19 protein-coding genes and 1 pseudogene are annotated in these 22,247 nt (G+C 69.4%); 8 read left to right on the top strand and 12 right to left on the bottom strand.

Annotated features, from left to right (window positions below):
• Positions 1-9: 9 nt before the first annotated feature.
• A complete protein-coding gene (locus ACWELJ_RS02440) occupies positions 10-210 on the top strand; it encodes a hypothetical protein (RefSeq protein ID WP_452364390.1) in 201 nt (66 codons plus the stop codon).
• Between the two features lie 90 nt (positions 211-300).
• Here the strand turns inward: ACWELJ_RS02440 and ACWELJ_RS02435 are convergent, their stop codons facing one another.
• The 6 genes and pseudogenes from ACWELJ_RS02435 to ACWELJ_RS02410 all read right to left on the bottom strand — a co-directional run bounded on the left by ACWELJ_RS02435 (position 301) and on the right by ACWELJ_RS02410 (position 7,911).
• On the bottom strand, positions 301-1,254 hold the full coding sequence (locus ACWELJ_RS02435; RefSeq protein WP_452364389.1) for a metallophosphoesterase: 954 nt from the start codon (positions 1,252-1,254) through the stop codon (positions 301-303).
• Positions 1,255-1,386: 132 nt separating this feature from the next.
• The gene (locus ACWELJ_RS02430) at positions 1,387-2,805 is read right to left on the bottom strand and encodes an MATE family efflux transporter (RefSeq protein ID WP_452364388.1); all 1,419 of its coding nucleotides are present in this window, start codon (positions 2,803-2,805) and stop codon (positions 1,387-1,389) included.
• Positions 2,806-3,149: 344 nt separating this feature from the next.
• Positions 3,150-4,202 (bottom strand): annotated as a pseudogene (locus ACWELJ_RS02425) (PLP-dependent cysteine synthase family protein); the annotation flags it as partial.
• Between the two features lie 60 nt (positions 4,203-4,262).
• Complete coding sequence (locus tag ACWELJ_RS02420; RefSeq protein ID WP_452364387.1) at positions 4,263-5,672, bottom strand: alanine racemase; 1,410 nt, start codon at positions 5,670-5,672, stop codon at positions 4,263-4,265.
• A gap of 164 nt (positions 5,673-5,836) precedes the next feature.
• The gene (locus ACWELJ_RS02415) at positions 5,837-6,799 is read right to left on the bottom strand and encodes an ornithine cyclodeaminase family protein (protein ID WP_452364431.1); all 963 of its coding nucleotides are present in this window, start codon (positions 6,797-6,799) and stop codon (positions 5,837-5,839) included.
• Positions 6,800-6,822: 23 nt separating this feature from the next.
• Complete coding sequence (locus ACWELJ_RS02410) at positions 6,823-7,911, bottom strand: TauD/TfdA family dioxygenase (protein ID WP_452364386.1); 1,089 nt, start codon at positions 7,909-7,911, stop codon at positions 6,823-6,825.
• Positions 7,912-8,126: 215 nt separating this feature from the next.
• Here ACWELJ_RS02410 and ACWELJ_RS02405 point away from each other — a divergent pair, with 215 nt between their 5' ends.
• From ACWELJ_RS02405 to ACWELJ_RS02380, 6 genes are all read left to right on the top strand, one after another.
• Positions 8,127-8,879, top strand: a complete 753-nt coding sequence (locus ACWELJ_RS02405; RefSeq protein WP_452364385.1) for a lytic transglycosylase domain-containing protein — start codon at positions 8,127-8,129, stop codon at positions 8,877-8,879.
• A gap of 142 nt (positions 8,880-9,021) precedes the next feature.
• The gene (gene eno / locus ACWELJ_RS02400; RefSeq protein ID WP_452364384.1) at positions 9,022-10,308 is read left to right on the top strand and encodes a phosphopyruvate hydratase; all 1,287 of its coding nucleotides are present in this window, start codon (positions 9,022-9,024) and stop codon (positions 10,306-10,308) included.
• Between the two features lie 51 nt (positions 10,309-10,359).
• Positions 10,360-11,037 (top strand): FtsB family cell division protein, encoded by a 678-nt coding sequence (locus tag ACWELJ_RS02395; protein ID WP_452364383.1) that lies wholly within the window; start codon positions 10,360-10,362, stop codon positions 11,035-11,037.
• Positions 11,034-11,582: a DUF501 domain-containing protein gene (locus tag ACWELJ_RS02390; protein WP_452364382.1), complete on the top strand. Its 549-nt coding sequence runs from the start codon at positions 11,034-11,036 to the stop codon at positions 11,580-11,582. The genes ACWELJ_RS02395 and ACWELJ_RS02390 overlap by 4 nt, the downstream gene beginning before the upstream one ends.
• 52 nt (positions 11,583-11,634) lie before the next feature.
• Complete coding sequence (locus tag ACWELJ_RS02385) at positions 11,635-12,654, top strand: Ppx/GppA phosphatase family protein (RefSeq protein WP_452364381.1); 1,020 nt, start codon at positions 11,635-11,637, stop codon at positions 12,652-12,654.
• A gap of 130 nt (positions 12,655-12,784) precedes the next feature.
• Complete coding sequence (locus ACWELJ_RS02380) at positions 12,785-14,251, top strand: peptide MFS transporter (protein WP_452364380.1); 1,467 nt, start codon at positions 12,785-12,787, stop codon at positions 14,249-14,251.
• Positions 14,252-14,255: 4 nt separating this feature from the next.
• Here the strand turns inward: ACWELJ_RS02380 and ACWELJ_RS02375 are convergent, their stop codons facing one another.
• Together ACWELJ_RS02375 and ACWELJ_RS02370 are read right to left on the bottom strand one after the other, a co-directional pair.
• Positions 14,256-14,567 (bottom strand): YciI family protein, encoded by a 312-nt coding sequence (locus ACWELJ_RS02375; protein ID WP_452364379.1) that lies wholly within the window; start codon positions 14,565-14,567, stop codon positions 14,256-14,258.
• A 150-nt stretch (positions 14,568-14,717) separates the two neighbouring features.
• On the bottom strand, positions 14,718-16,196 hold the full coding sequence (locus ACWELJ_RS02370) for an MDR family MFS transporter (protein ID WP_452364378.1): 1,479 nt from the start codon (positions 16,194-16,196) through the stop codon (positions 14,718-14,720).
• 307 nt (positions 16,197-16,503) lie between these two features.
• On the opposite strand from ACWELJ_RS02370, the gene ACWELJ_RS02365 reads away from it, so the two are divergent.
• Positions 16,504-19,251: a helix-turn-helix transcriptional regulator gene (locus ACWELJ_RS02365; RefSeq protein ID WP_452364377.1), complete on the top strand. Its 2,748-nt coding sequence runs from the start codon at positions 16,504-16,506 to the stop codon at positions 19,249-19,251.
• Positions 19,252-19,262: 11 nt separating this feature from the next.
• On the opposite strand, the gene ACWELJ_RS02360 is transcribed toward ACWELJ_RS02365, so the two are convergent.
• The 4 genes from ACWELJ_RS02360 to ACWELJ_RS02345 all read right to left on the bottom strand — a co-directional run bounded on the left by ACWELJ_RS02360 (position 19,263) and on the right by ACWELJ_RS02345 (position 22,084).
• Entirely contained in the window at positions 19,263-20,081 is an 819-nt protein-coding gene (locus tag ACWELJ_RS02360) for an alpha/beta fold hydrolase (RefSeq protein ID WP_452364376.1), read from the bottom strand.
• A gap of 71 nt (positions 20,082-20,152) precedes the next feature.
• Positions 20,153-20,521, bottom strand: a complete 369-nt coding sequence (locus ACWELJ_RS02355) for a nuclear transport factor 2 family protein (RefSeq protein WP_452364375.1) — start codon at positions 20,519-20,521, stop codon at positions 20,153-20,155.
• A 100-nt stretch (positions 20,522-20,621) separates the two neighbouring features.
• Positions 20,622-21,032 carry a hypothetical protein gene (locus ACWELJ_RS02350; protein ID WP_452364374.1) on the bottom strand — a complete coding sequence of 137 codons (411 nt, stop codon included), beginning with the start codon at positions 21,030-21,032 and terminating at the stop codon, positions 20,622-20,624.
• A 206-nt stretch (positions 21,033-21,238) separates the two neighbouring features.
• Positions 21,239-22,084, bottom strand: a complete 846-nt coding sequence (locus ACWELJ_RS02345; RefSeq protein WP_452364373.1) for a 3-hydroxybutyryl-CoA dehydrogenase — start codon at positions 22,082-22,084, stop codon at positions 21,239-21,241.
• Between the last annotated feature and the right edge of the window lie 163 nt (positions 22,085-22,247).

Genomic DNA, 22,247 nt, shown 5'->3' with positions numbered 1-22,247 from the left:
TGCGCGGCAGTGGGTTTGCAGTTCCAGTCGTTGGCGCCGGAGGGGGCCGTGTTGGCGTTGGCGAGGGAGAAGGTGAAGGCGGCGATGGTGTCGGTCAGCTGGGAACCGTTGCCGGAGGGGATGGTCGAGTGCGGTGCGCTGGAGATGCCGGTGTCCGTCGGTTGCGGGGAGGTTCGCGGTTCCTACAACGGCCCCGGATCCCCGGTGTGAAAAGGACCAGGAACGGGAGTGGGACCTGTCACTGGACCTGGGTGACCACGGGATTTGCCGGGTGCCGTCGAGGTGGAGTCCGCGTCAGGGTCAGAGGACCGTCTCGCCGTCGGATTCGGGGGCCTCGGTGCGGCGGCGCAGGACGTGGGGGATGCGGGCCGCGGGCGGGATGACGATGCCGGCGTCGGCTAGCCGGGCGGCCGCTTGGTCGGGGTCGGCGGGGTTGCCGACGGTGGGGCCGTGGCCGATCGGGACCACCGAGTGCACGATGGTGTCGGGGTAGATGTGGACGTAGTTGAAGGCCTGTGCGCCGTCGCGGCCGCGCTGGCCGCCCTCGGCGGCGGCCATGTCCTGGCTGTAGCAGGTGGCCGACGCCACCGAGACGGGGATGCCCGCGAAGGTGGCGGTACTCGAAAGGTGCAGGTGCCCGGCCAGAATGGCGCGCACGTCGGTGCCGTCGAGGACGTCGGCGAGGCGGCGCTGGTCGCGTAGCTCCACCAGCACGGCCAGATCCTGGACGCAGGGGATGGGCGGGTGGTGCATGGCGAGGATGGTGCCGAAGGGGGCGGGTTCGGCGAGAACGTCTCGGAGCCACGCCAATTGGGCGTCGGTCAGCTCGCCCCAGTGGTGGCCGGGAACCGTGGTGTCGAGGGCGATGACGCGCAGGCCGTCGAACAGGTGCACGGCGTCGAACGGTGCGGCGGAAGGGGTTTCGTCGAGCAGGTGCTCACGCAGGGTGCCGCGCTCGTCGTGATTGCCCGCGACCCAGACGACCGGCGCGCCGATGCGTTCGGCCCACGGCTCCACCAGGTCCCGCAGCTTGCGGTACGCGCCGGGCTCGCCCTGGTCGGTGAGGTCACCGGTGAAGACGATGGCCGTCGGCGCGATGCGGCTGGCCTCGGCCTGCCCGAGCAGCGTGGACAGCCGCGCCTCGGCGTCGACCGCACCGTAGAGCTCGGTGTCGGCGGCGATCAGATGGGTGTCGCTGAAGTGGAACAGGACATGATCGGCCCTGGCGTGTTCGGCGACTCGTGAGATGTGCACGGACATCCTCCCCGGCATTGATGGTTTGCGCCCCTGACCGAATTCGTCGCCAGAATAGCGAAAGCCGTTTCTTCCAGGTTGCCCGTGTCCAGTGACGACATGCTTGCGGGAAGGTGAGATTTGGATGTCGGGCTAATGCCCGAAGCTACCGGCCAGCACTCGTGGATGTTCCTGCTCACGTGCGTGCAACAGGGTGAAATAGCGCCGCAGCATCAGGGCAGCGGTGACCGCGAGCCCGGCTGTCAGCCCCCACCAGACGCCCGCCGCCGCCCATCCCGCCGGGAACGCGAGCAGCAGCGCGGTGGGCAATCCCACACCCCAGTACCCGACCAGCGACAGCCGGAACCCGGCCTTGGTGTCCTTGAGCCCGCGCAGCAACCCCACACCGATGTTCTGGGCGGCGTCGAAGAACTGCAGCACGATCGCGATCAGCAACAGCGTGTGCGCCAGCCGCACGGTGGCCGAATCGCTGTCGGCCAGGAACGGCTTCAGCACCCAGTCCGGCGCCAGCGCGTAGGCCAGACCGGTGAGCGCCGCGACCAGCCCCGCGAACCGCAGCGCCAGCCACGCCATCGACCGCGCATGCGCGTACTCCTCGCGCGCCACCGCCCGGCTGACCAGGATCGACGCCCCGTGCGAGAGCCCGATCGCCACCTGGAACACGATGTACACGATCTGGTAGACGACATTGTGCGCTGCCAGCGCGGCGGCCCCCAGGCTCCCCATGACCAGCGCCAGCACCGAGAACATGCCCGCTTCGGACCCGTAGGTGAGCGCGATCGGGGTCCCCAGCCGCAGTTCCTCCCGCACCGTCGCCGCGTGCACCGGCCACATCCGAACCGGCAGCGTCGCACCGAGTTTCGGATCCCGCCGCACCATCGCCCAGAACACCCCGAAGGTGATCAGGAAGACCAGCGAGGTCGCCACGCCGACCCCGGTCAACCCGAGTGCGGGCAGCCCGGCCCAGCCGTGCATGAACGCCAGCGCCAGGACCAGATTCAGCGCCACCGATCCGAGCGTCACCAGCAGCAGCGCCTGCGGCCGCTGCATCCCGACCGTGTACTGCCGCAGCACCTGGAACCACAGGCACGGCACGAGTCCCGGCGCGAGCGCCACCATCATGGGCCGCGCCTGCGCCAGCACGCCGGCGTCCTGCCCCAGCCATTGCAGCGACCACCCCAGCCCGATCAGCAGTGCGCCGCCGAGCAATCCGGCCGCGGTGGCGATCAGGAAACTCGACCGCACCACCGCTCGCACCAGGGCCTCGGCCCGCCGCCCCTGCTTCTCGGCGCGGCTCACCACGGTCGCCACCTGATTCCCGGTCCCGGTGATCAGCCCGACGCACATGGTCCGAATCTGGTTGAACAGCACCAGCGCCAGCCCGCCCGCGGCGACTTCCCGCACCCCGAGCGTCCCCATCAGCGCGATATTGGTGGTGGACACCGCGACCTGGGCGAGCTGGGTCAGGGCGATGGGCGTGGCCAGCGAGGTCAGCTGCCGCCCATCGGATTGGCGGTGTCGTCGATCGGAATATCCGAGCGCCCCGATCATTTCGTGGCAGCCCCGTCCACGCCCGTGGTCTTCGGATCGGCCACCAGGATGGTGTGTGTGGTGGCGCGTTCCCGCACCGGGTTTCGCATGCCCGCCAGCGCGTCGGCGACCAGGGCGGCCTGTTCCCGTAGCCGCCCGAGGTGGTTCTCCAGCGCGCGGCACACGGCGTCGTCATCGGTGGTGGCGACGATCTCGCCGATCTCGTGCGCGGGCATGCCCACCCGCTCGAGCAGCTGAATCAGCGCGGCCTGCGGCACTTTCGCGTCGGCGTAGGCGTCGAGTCGTGCGCCGGTGAGGCCCGTCGCGGCCTGATCGGGCAGCGTGTGGTGCAGGTGCCGGAGCACGGTCAGTTCTTTCGGATCCGGGCGGAAGGGCGGCTGGCAGTGCTCGAGCAGCCGGGTGATCCGTTCCTCGCGTTCGGCGTCGAGGAGATCGCGGTCGCTCATCCATTCGTCGTCGAAGACGGTGTCGAGGTACTTCTCCCCGTCGTCGTTGACGATCACGACCACGGTGGAGCCGGGCGGGAACTCGTGCAGCCGGGTGAGCGCGGCGTGCACCGCGCTGCCCGAGGAACCGCCGATCAGCAGCCCCTTCCGCCGGGCCAGCGCGCGGGTGGTGGCGAAGGCGTCCACATCGGAGACCTTCATCCGATCCGGCTCGGCGATCCGGTGCAGGTCCTGATCCACGTGCACACCGGGTTCGGCGCCCTCGGGGGTGCCGGTGCCCGACTGCCAGTAGTCGTGGCCGGGCCCGCCGAAGGCGATCGATCCCTCCGGTTCGACGCCGATCAGCCGGGGCTCACGCCCGTGATCACGCAGCCCCCGCGCCGTGCCGAACAGCGATCCGCCGGTGCCGACGGCGGCGACCAGGATGAGTTCGGTCTCCCCGAGATCCTCGATCAGTTCCTCGGCCAGCGCGACGTAGCCGACGCCGTTGGCGAAGTTGGCGTGCTGGGCGGGAAAGTAGCCGGTGGGCGCCTCCTGCTGGGCCAGCGCCGCCGCGCGTTCTTCGCGCGCGGAGGTGGACAGGCCGTCGTCGCCGTCGTCGGAGACGAAGTCGAGTTCGGTTCCCATGGCGCGCATCGCGTTCAGCTTCGCTTTGCAGGCGTGATGGTCGACCACGGCGGTGAAGCGGTAGCCGCGTTCGCGCGCCACCACGGCCAGGCCCAGTCCGGTATTACCCGATGTCGATTCGATGATGTGCCCGCCGGGCCGCAGCACATCGCGTCGTTCCGCGTCCAGCACCATGGCCCGGGCCATGCGAATCTTGGCGGTGCCCGTCGGGTTCATGGTTTCGAGCTTCAGCAGCAGCCGAGTCCCGGTTGCGGGGTCGACGGCCAGCTCGAACAGCGGTGTCCGTCCGATGAGCTCGGACACTCGCCTGGCGATAACCGGCATCGAGTACTTCTCCTCGGGAAAGTCGATGGAGCGTGTAGCGGGGCGGTGTGCGCGAACCGTTCAGATGGTGAAGCCGTCGGTGTCGAGGTTCCAATCGAATTGTCGTCCATCCGGCGAGTTCCGCAAGACTACTTTCGGCGGAATGGGCAACTCGTGAAATGAGGACTCGTTGCTGTCCATCTGATAACCGGCGGTATTCGGGTAAATCAGCAGATCCTCGGTGGTCGCGGGCCGCGGCAGCGGGATTCGACGCCAGCTGAGCATGTCCTCTTCCAGACAGGTCGAGCCGCCGACACAGGTCGGAGTGAGTTCGCCGGGGCGTTTCGGCCACAGGACGGGGTCGGGCAGATACTCACTGTCGAACCATTGTTCGGACAGGCTGAGGCTGCTCCCGTTCACGGTGAGGATGTCGTAGGGCTGGCCGTGCGCGACCCGGGTTTTGACGCCCTGGATCCGGAATACCGTGCTGCCCGCGCCGTCGAGGAGCGCGCGTCCGGGCTCGACCGCCAGCCGAATTCCGGCCGCCCGGAGCTTTTCGGCGAGATTGTCGTGGCGCAGGACCGCGGCGAGCATGGCCGGGCCGGGGACCGGGAAGTGATAGGGGTAATAGGAGCCGACCTTGGGTGCGCGATAGCCGTGGAACCACATCGGATTCGCGTGTGCGCAAAAGGTTTTCCAGGCGTCCTCGGGGACGTAGTCCACGCCGAAGCCGCCGCCGATCGAGATGGTGTCGGCGGGGTGGCCGAGCGCACGGGCGGCGAGGCAGGTGTCGACCAGCGTGGCGGCCTGGTCGGCCCGCGCGGCGGCGTTGTAGCCGCCGAGATGAAAGCTGAACCCCTCCAGTCGAATCGATTCCCGCGCGGCGAGCCGGACGGCGTCGTCGAGCTCGGTCCCCGTCATGCCGAAGCGACTGCTGGAGCCATCGGGCAGGACGCGCAGCACGATGCGGGCGGACCGGTCGATGCCGGCGAGCCGGACGAGTTCGGCCGCGCTGTCGATGGCGATCGTGGCGTTCTCCCGCGCGGCCAGCGCGAGCAGCTGATCGGATTTCGCCGGGCCGGTCACCATGAGGTCCGCTCCGGCGATGCCTCCGGCCCGCGCGCTGCGCAGCTCGCCGATGCTCGCGACGTCGACGCCGGCGCCGGCCGCGGCGCAGGCGGCGATGACACAGGGGGATTTGTTGGCCTTCTTGCCGTAGTAGACGGCGCCGGTCAATCCGATCTCGCTGAATACGGCTAGAAATGCCTGGATGTTCTCGACGATCCGCGCTGGATACATGACGTGAAATGGTCCGTCGACCTCGGTCGCGATCTTGAGCAGCGCGTCCCCGTTCAGTAACCGGTTCTCCCATTCGAGCCGGTGGGCCGGCATCGGCGCCGCGGTTATCTCGCGCAGGTCGCGAGCCGGGGTGTCGATTGTGCGAGCGGGGGCGTCGATAGTGGAGGGGGCGGCTTCCGCGTGGTGCTCCATCTTCCCTTTCGGTGGCTGTGAGGCGGCAGCGATAGCCAACATGCATGACTATGTCAGTGCGAATCTAGACTCAAATGGCTAGGGGGTAATGGTTTTGACCAATGTCCGAAATAGCCGTTTCGGTCGGATTTCTATCGCGAATCCGTTCGATTAATCCGGGCGGGTCAATCCCAGAGCGAAATCTCGGTGCCTCGGCCTTCGGCGATGGCCCGATTGGCCAGTGCGTGCGCCACGGCGATATCGGTCAACACCAAGCCGCTGTTGTAGACGAAAATCCGTTCGTCATCATTGATCCGGCCGACGGCGCGATGTCCCAGGATCTGGGGTAGCTCGGCGTCGACCCGGCGTAGTCGGCCGTCCGGGCCCGCCATATCGGTTCCGGTGAGCGCCATCTGCTCGGCGCTGGTGGCGATCACGCGGTCGGCGTGCACCAGGGTGGAGGGGGCCAGGCCGTAGCCCACCAGCACGACCGTCGAACCGGGCGCCAGATCCTCGGCGTCGATGGCCACCCGGGTGCCCGGACCGGCGGTCGCGAGGACCACGTCCGCCTCGCGCGCCGCCGCGTTGGGATCGTCGACGGTCTCCAGTTCCGCGTGCGGATGATGATGCAGCAGTTGCTGATACACGGCTTCCAGGCCTTCGGGATGGGTACCGTAGAGCATGAGCCGGTTCAAGTGCGGGTTCGCCGCCAGCAGGTGGGGCAGCGCGTTGCGGCCCTGGGTGCCGGTGCCGATCAGCAGCGCGCTGCGCGCGCCCGGCCGGACGCATTCGCGCACCAGCAGAGCCGAGACCGCGGGTGTGCGCAGCGCGCCGACGCGCGCGCAATCCATCAGTGCGATAGGCGTTCCGGTGGCGTCGTCGTAGAGCGAGATGGTGGTGAAGTACCGCTTGTTGGAGCGGTCGTGGTGCGGATCGAACTTGTAGCTGGTCTTCATCGCCACCACCCGGCGGCGGCCGTCGCGGCCCAGCATGGCGTACGCGACCGACCAGCCGTCCGGGTGCGCCACGCTGAGCTTGCGCGGGTTGTCCGAATCACCGCCCGCCAGGGCGAGATACGCGTCCTCGACGGCGCGTACCACTTCGGCGGGGCTGATCGGGACGTCCGCGAGGTCGCTGCGGCTGAGCACCCGGAGCGGGGTGGGGCGGTAGTTCACGGGCGCTGTCCTCTGGTCATGCGGAAGGGGGCCACCACGCGCTGGCCGTAGCCGTCCTCGGCGGCTTCGGACGCGGCGCGGCGGCGGTCGGGCAGGTGGATGTTCACTCGCTTCAGCCACCGGTCGGTGCCGTCGTAACGCGGGGCGAAGGGCACCCTTCCGTGAACCACGGAATCATTGTCCATCAGCAATAGCTCGCCGGGAGCCAAAGCGACGGCGCGACTCACCCTGTGCAATTCGCTGGTCAAATGCTGGTAGGCGCAACGGAATTCGTCGTCGGCGCGGTCGAGCGGGGTGTACGCGGGGTCGAAACGCAGTGTCGGCTCCTCGGTGTCGCCGCCGACGGTGGGGATCGGCGGCGCGGTCCGGTCGCCGAAGTCGTCGCCGTAGGAGACGTCGGGCAGGATCGGCAGCCGGGCGGCGCGCAGGGTTTCCCATTGCGCCGCATCGAGTTCCACCTGCCGGATCGAGGACACGGTGGTGGCGATCCGGTCGGGGTTGCGCAGGCAGCCCAGCATCAGCAGGTTGGCGCGACCGGGGTGGAAGGCGTCCTCGGTGTGCGGGCTCAGCAGCGCGGTGCTGCTGGCCCCGGACTGCTCGTGCTCGTGCCCGGGCGTGGGCAGGATGTTGTTCACCAGCCGCCCCGCCTGCTGGCCGTGCCAGCCGAACGGCTCACCGGCGCAACGGGCCAGCAGCAGCAGCGCGATATCGAGTTCGAACGAGGTGGACCGCCGCGACCGGTCGCCGGCCCAGGCCGCGGCCTCCTCCCAGTTGAACGGGGTCGGCCCGAGCGCGTCCTCGTCGATCGGTAGCCGGCTGATGACCGCGACGCCCGCGGCGGTGGCGGGCGGGCGCATGGCCTCGTGCACGACGTCGGGCAACCTGCCGTACTTGGCGTCGATGTGGCGCAACAGGACCGGATGCGCGAGGGTGCCCGCGATCGCGGGGGTAGCACCGACTGTGACGGCGATCTCAGCGGCGAGGTAATGGATCGCGCGGGTCGCGGATTCCGGCAGGTCGCGCCGTTCGAGCGGTTCGAGCTTTTCGGGGTGGAGCGGGGTACGTTCGGAGAGAACGCTTTTCACCAACGGAAGGGCCTTCCTGGCGTGGGCGGGGGCATGGTGATCTCGGCTCGACCGAAGACGGTATTGCCACCGCGTAATTTTGGCAAGCCTTACCTAAGGGTGTGTCGTAGAAATAGCGAATAGGCATAGGATTCCCGCGCGGAGGGTAATCGAATCGGCCTCGTTCGAGCGAACCGCGTTGACGTTTCTCGCCTGCGCGCCGATCCATCTGGATGATGAACGGTGTGCGTATCCGTATGGCCGGCCTCCGGGCCCCGCTGACCCGCGCCGGCCTGGTTGCCACGGCCGTCGCTCTCGTCGTGCTGACCGGTTGCGGGACAACCCATCTCACGCCGGTGCCCGACGACATGCCGCCGGGAGCGGGCGCACCGGTGCCCGCGATCGATCTGGATGCCCCGGGCCGCACCGCGATTCAACTGCGTGACTGGGCGAAGGAACAGCGCGAGTCGACCGGCATCCCGGTGCTCGCGCTCGAGGCCTACGGGTACGCGGCCGCGGTCATGGCGCGCTCCAGGCCCGAATGCGGGATCGGCTGGACCACCCTGGCGGGCATCGCCAGCGTCGAGAGCCGGCACGGCACCCACGCCGGTTCCCGCATCGCCGACGACGGCACCGTCTCGCCCCCGATTCGCGGCCTGGCCCTGGACGGTTCGCCGGGCCGCGCCCGCATCCTGGACATCGGCTCCACCGACGCGAACCCCGTCTACGCCCGTGCCATGGGCCCGTTCCAGTTCATCCCCGAGACCTGGCAGCGCTGGGGTGTGGACGCCAACGGCGACGGCAAGATCGATCCGGACAACATCGACGACGCGGCCCTCACCGCCGCCCGCTACCTCTGCGCCATGGGCGGCGACCTGACCGGCGCCCCCGGCTGGCAGCAGGCCCTGCTCACCTACAACCAGTCCACCACCTACATGAACACCGTCCGGTACCGAGCTGCGGCATACAGCGTGGGCCGCACCGTCTGACCAGCACCCGAAGTTCGGGACCAGGGGCCGCGAACCGGCCCCGGAGCGTAGCGGAGGGGCAAATGCAACACTGCTAGGCTTTTCGGCAGCACGGGATAGCCCGTGCGACCTGCCGAGTCAGCAGCCGAAGGAGTGTCGTTTCGTGGCCATCATCGAACAGGTCGGAGCTCGCGAGATCCTGGATTCTCGTGGCAACCCCACTGTCGAGGTCGAGATCGCTCTCGACGACGGCACCCTCACCCGCGCGGCCGTGCCCTCCGGCGCGTCCACCGGTGAGCACGAGGCCGTGGAGCTGCGTGACGGTGGCGACCGCTACCAGGGCAAGGGTGTGCAGAAGGCCGTCGAGGGCGTCCTCGACGAGATCGCCCCGGCCGTGATCGGTCTCGACGCCGTCGAGCAGCGCACCGTCGACCAGACCCTGCTGGATCTGGATGGCACCCCGGACAAGTCGCGCCTGGGCGCGAACGCCCTGCTGGGCGTGTCGCTGGCCGTGGCCCGCGCCGCCGCCGAGTCCTCGGGCCTGGAGCTGTTCCGCTACGTCGGCGGCCCGAACGCCCACGTGCTGCCCGTCCCGATGATGAACATCCTCAACGGTGGCGCGCACGCCGACTCCGGCGTCGACGTCCAGGAGTTCATGATCGCCCCCATCGGCGCGCCGACCTTCAAGGAGTCGCTGCGCTGGGGTGCGGAGGTCTACCACACGCTGAAGTCGGTGCTGAAGGCTCAGGGCCTGTCCACCGGCCTGGGCGACGAGGGCGGTTTCGCGCCGTCGGTCGCCAACACCCGCGCCGCGCTGGACCTGATCGTCTCCGCGATCGAGAAGGCCGGTTTCAAGCTGGGCAGCGAGATCGCGCTGGCGCTCGACGTGGCCGCCACCGAGTTCTACACCACCGGTGAGGGTTACAAGTTCGAGGGCAAGCTGCACACCGCGGCCGAGATGTCGGACTTCTACGCCGGCCTGCTCGGCGCGTACCCGATCGTCTCGATCGAGGACCCGCTGTCCGAGGACGACTGGGACGGCTGGGTCTCGCTGACCGACCAGATCGGCGACAAGGTGCAGCTGGTCGGCGACGACCTGTTCGTCACCAACCCCGACCGCCTGGAAGAGGGCATCGCCAAGGGCGCCGCCAACGCGCTGCTGGTGAAGGTCAACCAGATCGGCACCCTGACCGAGACCCTGGACGCGGTCGACCTGGCCCACCGCAACGGCTACAAGACGATGATGAGCCACCGGTCCGGCGAGACCGAGGACACCACCATCGCCGACCTGGCCGTGGCCGTCGGCTCCGGCCAGATCAAGACCGGCGCCCCGGCTCGTTCCGAGCGGGTCGCCAAGTACAACCAGCTGCTGCGTATCGAGGACGCCCTGGGCGACTCGGCGCGCTACGCCGGTGACGCGGCCTTCCCGCGTTTCGCGTTCGAAGGCTGACATAGTCGAAGGCTGAGAAGGCAATCGATCAGCTGACTTTCGAGGTGTGAGATGACGGAGCGACGGGCGCGCGGTACCAGTCCTGCGGGACGAAGTGACCGGCGCCCGTCGCGCTCCACCCGGTCCAAGGCCGCTTCGGGCGGCAAGCGGACCGAAACCGGCACTGCCGCATCCAAGTCCGGCGCGGTCCCCAAGACCGCGAGCAAGACCCGGACGGCCGCGGTGAAAGCGACGGCCAAGCGCCGCACCGCGCCCGCCGCGAATTCCGAACGCCACGAACGCAAGATCCTGGGCCTGTCCACGGGTCGCGCGGTCCTGCTGGCCGCGGTGCTGGCGGGCCTGGCGCTCACCCTGGCGGTCCCGCTGCGCACCTACTTCACCCAGCGCACCGATGCCGCCGAACTGGCCGCCCAGCACCATCAGCTGGAAGAGGAAGTCTCGGTGCTGCGTGATCGCCGTGCGCAGCAACAGGATCCGAACTACATCAAGGCCGAGGCCCGGGACCGCCTGCGCCTGGTGATGCCGGGGGACACCCCCTACATCGTGCAGATCCCCGAGATCGAGCAGCCGGCCATCCCGACCCAGCCCGCCAAACCGCGGGAGCCCGACCCCTGGTACACGCAGGTGTGGCACAGCATCTCGTCGCCGCAACCGGTCGCCGCCCCCGCACCCGCCACCACCCCGGCGCCCCCGCCGCCCGCACCCCCCGAGGAAGGACAACCCAGGTGACCGCAGCCGAGAACGAACCCAGCGAGCGCGATCTCGCGATCGTCGCCGAGCAACTGGGCCGGGCTCCGCGCGGCGTGCTCGCCATCGCGTACCACACCCCCGACGGCCTGCCCGCGGTCGTGAAGACCGCGCCCAAGCTGCCCGACGGCACGCCCTTCCCGACCCTGTACTACCTGACCGACCCGCGCCTGACCGCGGAGGCCAGCCGGCTCGAGACCACGGGCCTGATGCGCGACATGTCCGAACGCCTCACCCGCGATCCGGAACTGGCCGCCGCCTACCGCGCCGCGTACGACAGCTACCTGGCCGAACGCAATGCCATCGAGGACCTGGGCACCGATTTCGCCGGGGGCGGCATGCCCGACCGGGTGAAGTGCCTGCACGTTCTGATCGCGCACTCCTTGGCCAAGGGGCCGGGGCTCAATACGCTCGGTGACGAGGCCGTCGCGCTGGCGGCCGAGCACGGCCTGCGCGGCACCGCCATCCCCGCCGACTGGCCGGAATACGCCCAGTACCGCACCGATCCGGCCACCGGCGACGCCTGATCCGGCGCGTCCGCGGGAGTCGTTCGGCACCACTCGAATTCAGAGGTCACTGATGAGCAATGCGGAATTCGCCCAGAGCTCGGCGGCAGCCGGTGAGACGGCGGCCGAAGGACACGAGCGGATCGCGGCAGTCGACTGCGGCACCAATTCGATCCGTCTGCTGATCGCCGACGCCGCCCGGGACGAGGCCGGCGCGCCGCACCTCACCGACGTGCACCGCGAGATGCGGATCGTGCGCCTCGGCCAGGGCGTCGACGCCACCGGCGCGCTGAATCCCGAAGCGATCGAACGGACCCGCGTCGCGCTGCGCGACTACGTGGACCTGATGCTGAAGCATGGGGTGACCCGGGTGCGGATGGTCGCCACCTCCGCCACCCGCGACGCCGCCAATCGCGAGGACTTCTTCGGCATGACCGGCGAGGAGCTGGGCCGGGTGGTGGCCGGGGCGCAGGCCGAGGTCATCACCGGTGACGAGGAGGCGCGGCTGTCGTTCGCGGGCGCGGTCGGGGAACTGTCCAGCGCGGCGGGGCCTTTCGTGGTGGTCGATCTCGGCGGCGGGTCCACCGAGGTGGTGCTCGGCGACACCGCCGGTGTGCAGTCGGCGTATTCGGCCGATATCGGTTGCGTCCGGATCACCGAGCGCTGCCTGCACGGCAACCCGCCCACTCGCGAGGAGGTCGCGGCCGCGCGGTTCTTCGCCTCCGAGCGGCTGGCGCAGGCCTTCGGCGTGGTGCCGGTGGAGCGCGCGCACACCTGGGTGGGCGTGGCCGGGACCATGACCACGATCGCGGCGGTCGCGCTGGATCTGCCCGAATACGATTCGGAGCGTGTGCATCTCACCCGGCTGCCGCTGTCGGAGCTGCGCGCGGTCTGCGATCGGCTGATCGGCATGAACCACGACGAGCGGGCCGCGCTCGGACCCATGCACCCGGGCCGGGTGGATGTGATCGGCGGTGGCGCGGTAGTTGCTGAGGTGCTGGCCGATGAGCTGGCGCGGCGGGCCGGGATCTCCGAACTGATTGTCAGCGAGCACGACATCCTGGACGGCATCGCGCTTTCGATTGCCGGATAAGGCCATTCTTCGAGTGCGTTCGAGGACACTCGCCCGATGCCGAGGTCGAGCCGACAGTGCCCTGGGAAGATGTGACGTAGGTTAACTCTCGAGGTTGCTGTCAGATTGCCCTATATGGGAGGGTCTCGGTATGTCAGGAGTAGCACACGACGCGAAACCGGCCACTGAACGGACCCTGTTCGGCCATCCCATCGGTATCGCGAATCTGTTCGGCGTCGAGTTGTGGGAACGGTTCTCGTTCTACGGGATGCTCACCATTCTCGGCTACTACCTGTACTACTCGACCACCGACGGCGGCCTGGGCATGGCCGAGTCGACCGGTCTCGGCATCGTCGGCGCGTACGGCGGTCTGGTCTACCTGTCGACGGTGCTCGGCGCCTGGGTGGCCGACCGGCTGCTCGGCTCCGAGCGGACCGTCTTCTACGGCGGCGTCATCGTCATGGCCGGTCACATCGCGCTGGCCATCCTGCCCGGACTGGCCGGCGTCGGCGTCGGCCTGGTACTGGTCGCGCTGGGCTCGGGTGGTCTGAAGGCCAACGCCTCCTCACTGCTGGGCACCCTCTACGAGAAGGACGACCCGCGCGCGGACGGCGGCTTCACCCTCTTCTATCTGGGCATCAACCTGGGCGCCTTCGCGGGCCCGCTGATCACCGGCCTGCTGCAGGACCACATCGGCTTCCACTACGGCTTCGGCGCGGCGGCGGTCGGTATGGCGATCGGCCTCACCCAGTACGTGATCTTCCGCAAGAACCTCGGCGAGCACGGCCGCGATATCCCGAACCCGTTGCCGCGCACCGAGATCCCGAAGGTCATCGCGGCACTCGCGGCCTTCGCCGTGGTGGTCGCGATCGCCGCGGCGACGAAGCTGATCACGCTGTCGAATCTGCCCAATGTCACCACCGGCGTGATCACGGTGGCCTCGATCGTCTACTTCGGGATCATGCTGACCAGCGACAAGGTCTCCGCGGTCGAGCGCACCCGGGTGCGCGCGTACATGCCGCTGTTCATCGCCAACGCGGTGTTCTGGTCGCTGTTCCAGCAGATCTTCACCGTGCTGTCGGCCTACTCCGACAAGCGCATGACCTGGTCCATCTTCGGCTGGACCGCGCCCTCGAACTGGATCGGCTCGATGGAGCCGGTGTGGATCATCGCCCTGTCCCCGCTGTTCGCGATCATGTGGACCCGCCTGGGCAACCGCGCCCCCAGCACCCCGCGCAAGTTCGCCCTCGGCGTCATCGGCATGGGCGCGGCGTTCCTGCTGTTCACCCTGTTCTCCGGCACCCACGGCAAATCGGTGTCGTTCGTGATCGTCTTCTTCATCCTGGGCGCGTTCGCGATCTCGGAGCTCATGCTCTCCCCGATCGGCCTCTCGGTCACAACCAAGCTGGCCCCCAACGCTTTCCGGGCCCAGATGATGGCCCTCTACTTCTTCTCGGTCGGCATCGGCACCTCCATGTCCGGTGTCCTCGCCAAGTACTACGACCCCTCCCACGAACTGGCCTACTTCGGCGTCACCGGCCTGATCGCGATCGCCGTCGGCATGGTCGTCTGGGTGCTCTCCCCGTGGATCAGCCGCCACATGGAGGGCGTGCACTGACCGGTCACATGCCGGGCATCGCCAGGAATTCGTAAACCTCGATGGTGCCGCCGGATTCGGTGTGCGGGTGGTCCTTCAGTACCGCCTGGACGGCCTCGCCGGACTCCGCCTGCAGGATGGAGAAGCCGCCGATACCGCCGTCGGCGTTCACCGAACCCGGTCCCAGCGGCGAACCGAGGTCGACGAGGGCGTCCCCGGCGCGGGTGGCCCAGTCCATCCAGGCCCGCATCCCGGCCGCCATGTCCTCGGGGGTGCCCTGCGCCATCCGCTCCCGGGCGGACTGGTCCGATTTGTAGAGCACGAGGAATCTGGTCATCGGTGACTCCTGAGTGTCGCCCGGCCGACTCCGGTTGACCGGGTCCATTCCCGATTGTTCGCTCATCGTATGCCGACTGTCCGGTGGGTGGGTGGGAACGCGAAAGCGCCCGCGGCGGTCGGCCGCGGGCGCTTTCGGTTGCCGGGAAGGTCAGTCCTTGACCAGCTGCGGGGCGTCGAGCTCGTCCAGGGTGTCCGGGATCTGCTCGCCGTGCGCCGGGGCGTCGGCGCGATTGGGCAGCAGGACCGCCATCACGATGACGATCACCGCCAGGCCCGCCGAGACCAGGAACGCCAGGCGCATGCCGTCGAGGTGGGCGTTGAGCGGGTTCTCGCCGCCGTCGACCAGGTGGGTGGCCCGCGAGGTCATGACCGTGACCACCAGGGCGGTGCCGAAGGCCGCGGCCACCTGCTGCAGGGTGCCGAGCATCGAGCTGCCGTGCGAGTACAGGTGCATGGGCAGCGCGCCCAGGCCCAGGGTGAAGACCGGGGTGAAGGCGGCGGCCAGCGACACCATCAGCAGGATGTGCAGGGCGACCAGGACGGCGTAGGGGGTGGTCAGCGAGAGCTGGGTGAAGCCGACCAGGGCGGCGGTGATGCCGATCGAGCCGGGGATCACCAGGACCCGGCCGCCGAAGCGGTCGAAGACCTTGCCCACGGTGGGGCCGAGCAGGCCCATGGCCAGACCGCCGGGCATGACCAGCAGACCGGTCTGCAGCGGGCTGAGTCCGCGCAGGTTCTGCAGGTACAGCGGCAGCAGGATCATCGAGCCCATCATGGCCAGGAAGGCCACGGCCATCAGGACCAGCGCCTTGGCGTAGGTGCCCGACAGCAGCACGCGCAGATCCAGCAGCGGGGTGCCGTTGCGCTGCAACGAGATCTGCCGGACCACGAAGATGGCGACCAGGGCCAGGCCACCGGCCACGAACAGGGCGGGGGTGGCGACGCTGCCGGAACCGAACTTGCTCAGGCCGTACACCAGTCCGCCGAAGCCGAAGCCCGCGAACACCACACTGAACCAGTCGATCGAACCGGCCTGCGGCTCACCGACATTCTCCAGCTGACGCAGGCCGAACACGGTCACCGCACCGGCGATCGGCAGCACCAGCACGAACAGCCAGCGCCAGGAACCGTAGTTGAGCACCGCGCCGGAGATGACCGGACCCATGGCCGGGGCCACCGAGATCGCGAGGGTGACATTGCCCATCACCCGGCCGCGATCCTGCTCGGGCACCACGGTCATCAGCGTGGTCATCAGCAGCGGCATCATGACCGCGGTGCCGCCGGCCTGGATGACGCGGGCGACCAACAGCACGGCGAAGGACGGCGCGACCGCGGCCAGCGCGGTGCCGACCAGGAAGACGCCCATGGCGATGGTGTAGGCGCGGCGGGTGGAGACGCGCTGCAGGAACCAGCCGGTCACCGGAATGACCGCGGCCATGGTGAGCATGAAGACGGTGGACACCCACTGCGCGGACCGCTCGGTCACGTGGAGATCGGTCATGAGCCGCGGAATCGCGTTGATCATGATGGTCTCGTTGAGGATCACCGTGAACGTCGCGAGCACCAGCAACCGGATGACCGTTGGTGTCCGCTGCTTGGTCGAGCTCGCGGATAGGTCGGCGGGCATCGGGGAAACCTCCGGATGTTCGTGGACGAGGGGTGGGCGGTCCGCGGAATCGGCGATCGCGTCCGGGGTGCCCACATCGATGCAGACGGGTACTGATCGCTCAACTCATCGGTCGGCGACCAGTATTCCGGCGGGGTCCGACAGAATTCATCCGGTTATTGGGCGATTGACCACTCATCGGGATGCCGAAAATGCGCTCTCACCAGTGCTTATAGGTGGCTGAAAGATCGAAAGGTGAGGCAGGTCACGATTTTCCGCATCGGCGGACCCGGCAGCGCCCGTTCTGTTACCGGCCATGATGGACGGTGTGAGAACGACCGTGGCCGAACAGCTTCCGCCGCTGCGTGGACGTGAGCAGGAGCAACAGGCGCTCGGCGCGCTGATCGACGGTGCGCGCGCGGGCCGCAGCGCGGTGCTGGTGGTGCGTGGTGAGGCCGGAATCGGCAAGACCGCGCTGCTGGAGGATGCCGCGGCGGGTGCGGAGGGATTGCGGGTGCTGCGCGGCACCGGCCTGGAGGCCGAGGCGGAACTCCCGTTCGCCGGTCTGCAATTGCTGCTCACCCCGGCCCTGGACCGGCTGCCCGCTCTCCCCGAACCCCAGCGTGACGCACTGTCCGCCGCCCTCGGACTCGGTCCCGGCGGCCGTGAGCCCATGCTCACGGGCCTGGCCGTGCTGTCCCTGCTCACCGAGTACGCGGACGGGTCGGCGGTGCTGGTCGTCGTCGACGACGCCCAATGGCTCGACCGCGCCTCGCGGGACGCGCTGCTGTTCGCGGCGCGGCGGCTCCGAGCCGAGGGCGTGGTCCTGTTGTTCGGCGTCCGCGACGGCGAGGGTTCCTTCGAGGCGGCCGGCCTGCCCGAGCTGCGACTGACCGGTCTGTCGCCCGAGGCCGCCGCCGCGCTCCTCGACGGCGAGGATGGGCTTCGGCTCAGTCCGGCAGTGCGGTACCGGCTGCTCGCGGAAGCGCGCGGCAATCCGCTGGCCCTGCGCGAACTGCCGTTGGCCATGGCCACCGAAGCCGCCTCCGAGCTCGCCGCGGGGGCGCTGCCGCTGACCGATCGCCTGCGGGTGGCCTTCCACGGCCGGATCAGCCGGCTGCCGGAAGCCACCCGGACGCTGCTCACGGTGCTCGCCACCGACGAATCCGGGGAACCTGGGATCGTCCTGCGCGCGGCGGCGAGTCTGGGCGCGGGTGTCGACGATCTCGCGCCCGCCGAGGCCGCGGATCTGCTGCGGCGCCACCCCGGTGTCTCGATCACGTTCCGCCATCCCCTGATTCGCGCGGCCGTCTACCAACGTGCGCCGCTGGGGCAGCGTTTGGCCGCGCACCGGGCCCTCGCCGACGCTTTGGACGCGCCCGAGCAGTCGGATCGGCGCGCCTGGCATCTGGCGGCAGCCGCCCTCGGCCCCGATGCCGAGGTGGCGGATGCACTGGAGCGCACCGCCATTCGAGCCCGGGAGCGCGGCGGTCACACCGCGGCGGCCGCCGCCTACGATCGTGCGGCGCGCCTGAGCGACCGGCCCGAGGACCGCACCCGCCGCCAGACCCTGGCCGCCCAGGCATCGCTGGAATCGGGGGATGTCGAGCGGGCCGGCGATCTGGCCCGCCGCACCGCCCGCGAGGTGAGTTCGGAGTCGTTGCGCGCCAGCCTCTCCCAGGTGCAGGCGCTGGCCAAGTTCTGGCAGGGCGCGTTCCCCGACGCGCATCGCCTGTTGATCGACGCGGCCGCGAGCATCGCCGCCTACGATCCGGAGCAGGCCGCGGGAATGCTGGTGCAGGCCATCCACACCGGCTGGTACCTGGGCGAACCGGAACTGACGGAGGTGCTGAAGCGCCTGGGCGACCTACGCCTGGCGGACGAACCCGCCGTGACACCGGTCGTGCGGTTCCTCGGCAGACTGTTCGACACCGGTCCCGGCAAGCCGCTGTCGCTCACCGACACGCTCACCGAGATCCGTTCCCGTGGTGCGGTTTCCGATCAGGTGCTGCTGATCCTGTGCGGCGTGGCCCTGGCCCGTGGACAGGACGGTCCCGCCTTCGACCTGGCCGTATCGCTGGCCGCCCGGCATCGCGCCGCGGGTGCGGCGGGCCGCCTGCCGACCGTGCTGTTCTTCGCCGCCGAGGCCGATATCTTCACCGGCCGCCTGACCGACGCGCGCACCGCCACCGTCGAAGCCCGCGACCTCGCCCGCGACACCGGTCAGCGGCAGTGGGTGCGCCAACTCAGCAGTGTGCTGGCGCATCTCGACGCGCTACGCGGCGATGACGCCGAGTGCCGCGCGCACGCCGAACTGGGCCTGGAAGGGGACACCCCCGGGTCGATCGCTCCCGGCGCGCCCTGGGCGCACTGGTCGCTGGGCCTGCTCGACCTGGGCGCCGGTCGGGCGGAGTCCGCCCTCTCGCGCCTCGAGCGTTTGACGAAAGTCCCCTTCAGCCACCACATTTGCGCCATCCGCTCGATTCCCGACCTGGTCGAGGCCGCCGTCCGGCTCGGCGCCCCGGAACGCGCCGCCGCGCCGTTCGCGAAGCTGGCGGGCTGGGCGGAATCGGTGGGGCAGCCCTGGGCCGAGGCCCTGGTGCTGCGCTGCCGGGCCCTGCTCGACGACGACCACGCCGAGGACCTCTACACCCGGGCGCTGGCGATCCACGATCGCGAGGCCCGCCCCATCGAATTCGCCCGCACCGCACTGCTGTACGGCGAATGGCTGCGCCGGGCCCGCCGCAAATCGGAGGCGCGCGCCCACCTGACCGAGGCGCTCGAGGTCTTCGAGCGCCTGGACCTGCGCCCGTGGGCCGAGCGTGCCCGGCACGAGCTGTCGGCCGCCGGGGCCCCGGCCGCCGATCCGGCCGGAGCGAGCGCCACCGCCACCGGCCTGACCCCGCAGGAGTTGCAGATCGTGCGGCTGGCCGCGGAGGGGCTGTCCAATCGCGATATCGCGGCCCAGCTGTTCCTGAGCCACCGCACCGTCGGCTACCACCTGTACAAGGCGTACCCGAAGCTCGGCGTGACCTCGCGCGGTGAGCTGAAAGGCATTGCCGCGCAGCTGCGTTGATCGGTCCGCTACTACGCCTTGATGAATTCGAGCAGGTCGGCGTTCACCTGGTCGGCGTGGCTGCGGTACAGCCCGTGCCCGGCGGTCGGGTACTCCTTCAGCACCGCCTGGGGGTAGAGCCGCACCGCCTGGCGGCTGCTGACCTCGATCGGGATGGACTGGTCGTGCAGGCCGTGCAGCAGCAGCGTGGGCACCGACAGCCCGGCGACATCGGCGCGGTGGTCGGTGCGGGCCACCGCTTTCTGGACCTCGAGCGCCGCGATCGGGGAGCAGCTCAGGCTGCGCCGCACCTCGGCCTCGATCGCGGCCGGGGATACCCGGGTGCCGAGGTGGGTGGCGAAATAGCCCTGTGCCCGGTCGGCCAGCCACTGGGCGCGGTCGGCGCGCAGGTCTGCCGTGGAGGCGTCGATCATCGCGGCGGGGACGCCGATCGGGTTGTCCTCGGTCTGGAGCAGGTACGGAATCGCGGGTCCCAGCAAGGCGATTCGCGCTACCCGGTCCGCGCCGTGGCGCGCCAGGTAGCGGACCGCCTCGGCGGCGCCGGTGGAGTGGGCGATCAGGATCGCGTCGCGCAGCTCCAGGTGTTCGAGCAGGGCGGCGAGATCGTCGGCGCGGGTGTCGGTGTCGTAGCCGGCGGAGGGGCGATCCGAGCGTCCGTGGCCGCGGCGATCCAGCAGGACACAGCGGTAGCCCTGTTCGAGGAAGAACGGCACCTGTAATTCCCACATGTCGGTGGGCAGGGCCCAGCCGGAGACGAAGACGAGCGGTGTGCCGGTGCCGTAGTCCTCGTAGGCGAGGGTGGTGCCGTCGGTGGGGGTGGTGAAGAACATGGGAATCCCCTTGTCGTACCGAAGTTTCGATGGCGGCCGGGCGGATCGCGTGCCGCCCGGCCGGTGGTGATTCAGAGTCCGGCCGGGACCTGGTCGAGGAAGCCGTACACCCGCTCGATGCGGCCGTCGGCGGCGAGAGCGGCCACGTCGAAGCCGATCACCAGCGGTTCCGCGCCGGGAGCGCCCAGGTGCCAGGTGAATCGGGCGATGTGGTGGTTGGCGTCCACGGCTCCGCCGAGGGTGAACTCGAGCCCGGCGAACTGCGCCTGCACGGCGGCGATGGTGGCGTCGAGTCCGGCGTGCCCGCGCACCGACACCAGTGGGTCGGTGTATTCGGCGTCCTCGGTGAACAGTTCGGCCACCAGTGCCGCCCGCTGCCCGGCGTCGGTGGTGTTCCAGGCGGCCAGGTAGCGCTGCACGAGTTCGGTGATGTCACTCATTGTCGTTCTCCTCGGTTCGTGTGAACGTGATGAGGACAACGTTATGAAGATCGCGATGACCGGGAATCCGTCGTCATTAAGTACTGACGACCGGTCTCGCTCAGCCGAGGTGTTCGATCCGCTTCTTGGTGGTGTTGACCGGCGAATTCAGCGTCAGGTCCAGCACGGTGACCGTCACGTCGGTGAGCGCCCCGGACTGGAACTTGGCGGACTCCCCGAACAGCTGCACCGGATTGACCGTGACGGTGGCCTGCTGCGGTTCTCCGGCACACACCACCGGCGCGAGCGCGCTGCCGTTGACGCCGGTCCCCAGGTAGGGCGTGGCCCGCACGGTCACCGACAGGGCGGCGGCCGGTCCGGTACACAAATACGAAACCGTGATCACGGCATTGCCATTGGTCTCGCGCGCGCCGTCGACGGCCAGCGCGGGAATGGCCTGCGCGTTACCGGCGGCCAGGGTGACGGCGGCGGCGAACGCGCCGAGGGCGGTGACGAGGCTGCGTGCGTGCACGGTTGTTTCCTTGCTGTTCCGGAACCGATTCACTGTTTCCTGCACCAGATTTCAGGAAGTCAGCGGCGCATCGCGGGTCAGGGTAGTGCATAACAAACCAACCATGCTGGACAATTGACAAGTTCGTGACCGTAAGTCGTTCGCCCGCAGCCGGACACGAATTCGGCCGCCCGCACGTCGAGCGCGGGCGGCCGAATTCGGGTGAATCAGTAGGTGTAGAAACCGCGGCCGGTCTTGCGGCCCAGGTAGCCCGCGTCGACCATGCGGCGCAGCAGCACCGGCGGCGCGTACTGCGGCTCACCGAACTCGGCGAACAGCGACTCGGCGACCGCGAGGGTGACGTCCAGGCCGACGGTGTCGCACAGGCGCAGCGGACCCATCGGGTGGGCGCAGCCGCTGACCATGCCCTCGTCGATGTCCTCGGCGCTGGCGAAGCCGGTCTCGAACATGCGGATCGCGCCGCACAGGTACGGGATCAGCAGGGCGTTGACGATGAAGCCCGCCTGGTCCTTGGACTCGATGGTGCGCTTGCCCAGCACGTCGCGGGCGTAGCCGGTGACCTTGTCGACCACCGCGCGGTCGGTCTTGAGGGTGACCACGATCTCGACCAGCGGCAGCACCGGCACCGGGTTGAAGAAGTGGACGCCGACCACGCGCTCCGGATGGGCGGTGGCGTTGGCCAGCCGGATCACCGGGATGGAGGAGGTGTTGGTGGCCAGGATGGTCTCGGGGGAGACGATGCCGTCGAGCTTGGTGAAGAAGTCGGCCTTCAGCGACTCGATCTCCGGCGCGGCCTCGATGACCAGCTCCCGATCGGCGAAATCGTCGATCGAGGTGGTCAGGGCGATGCGGGCGCGGGCCTCGTCGGCGGCGGCCTGCTCGAGCCGCCCGGACTTCACCGCGCGCGCCAGCGACTTCTCGATCCGCTCCACCGCGGCGTCCGCCGCCTGGGTGTCGCGCTCCAGGATCAGGACCGACCCGCCCGCGCGGGCCGCCACCTCGGCGATACCGGCACCCATGGTGCCGCCACCGATCACGCCAATGCGTTCCACGAAATCTCCTTGTACTCGAGTTACTCGAGCACCATCTTCCTGGACCGCCCGCACCCACTCTCAGCTGGGCGGACATTGTGAGGTACACCGCACACCCCGCCCCGGTCGCCCGGGAACCGATCGGCGCCGAACCGGACAACCTATCCCGCGGGCGGTGTGCGGG

Source organism: Nocardia sp. NPDC004582 (assembly GCF_053602115.1).
Note: the sequence above shows the minus strand (reverse complement) of the source record. Positions and strands in the feature narration are given on the sequence as shown.

Coding starts and splice junctions, on each gene's coding strand:
- ACWELJ_RS02395 (WP_452364383.1), top strand. CDS start 10,360: ATGACGGAGCGACGGGCGCGCGGTACCAGTCCTGCGGGACGAAGTGAC.
- ACWELJ_RS02375 (WP_452364379.1), bottom strand. CDS start 14,567: ATGACCAGATTCCTCGTGCTCTACAAATCGGACCAGTCCGCCCGGGAG.
- ACWELJ_RS02430 (WP_452364388.1), bottom strand. CDS start 2,805: ATGATCGGGGCGCTCGGATATTCCGATCGACGACACCGCCAATCCGAT.
- ACWELJ_RS02380 (WP_452364380.1), top strand. CDS start 12,785: ATGTCAGGAGTAGCACACGACGCGAAACCGGCCACTGAACGGACCCTG.
- ACWELJ_RS02360 (WP_452364376.1), bottom strand. CDS start 20,081: ATGTTCTTCACCACCCCCACCGACGGCACCACCCTCGCCTACGAGGAC.
- ACWELJ_RS02370 (WP_452364378.1), bottom strand. CDS start 16,196: ATGCCCGCCGACCTATCCGCGAGCTCGACCAAGCAGCGGACACCAACG.
- ACWELJ_RS02385 (WP_452364381.1), top strand. CDS start 11,635: ATGAGCAATGCGGAATTCGCCCAGAGCTCGGCGGCAGCCGGTGAGACG.
- ACWELJ_RS02420 (WP_452364387.1), bottom strand. CDS start 5,672: ATGGAGCACCACGCGGAAGCCGCCCCCTCCACTATCGACGCCCCCGCT.
- ACWELJ_RS02355 (WP_452364375.1), bottom strand. CDS start 20,521: ATGAGTGACATCACCGAACTCGTGCAGCGCTACCTGGCCGCCTGGAAC.
- ACWELJ_RS02405 (WP_452364385.1), top strand. CDS start 8,127: ATGAACGGTGTGCGTATCCGTATGGCCGGCCTCCGGGCCCCGCTGACC.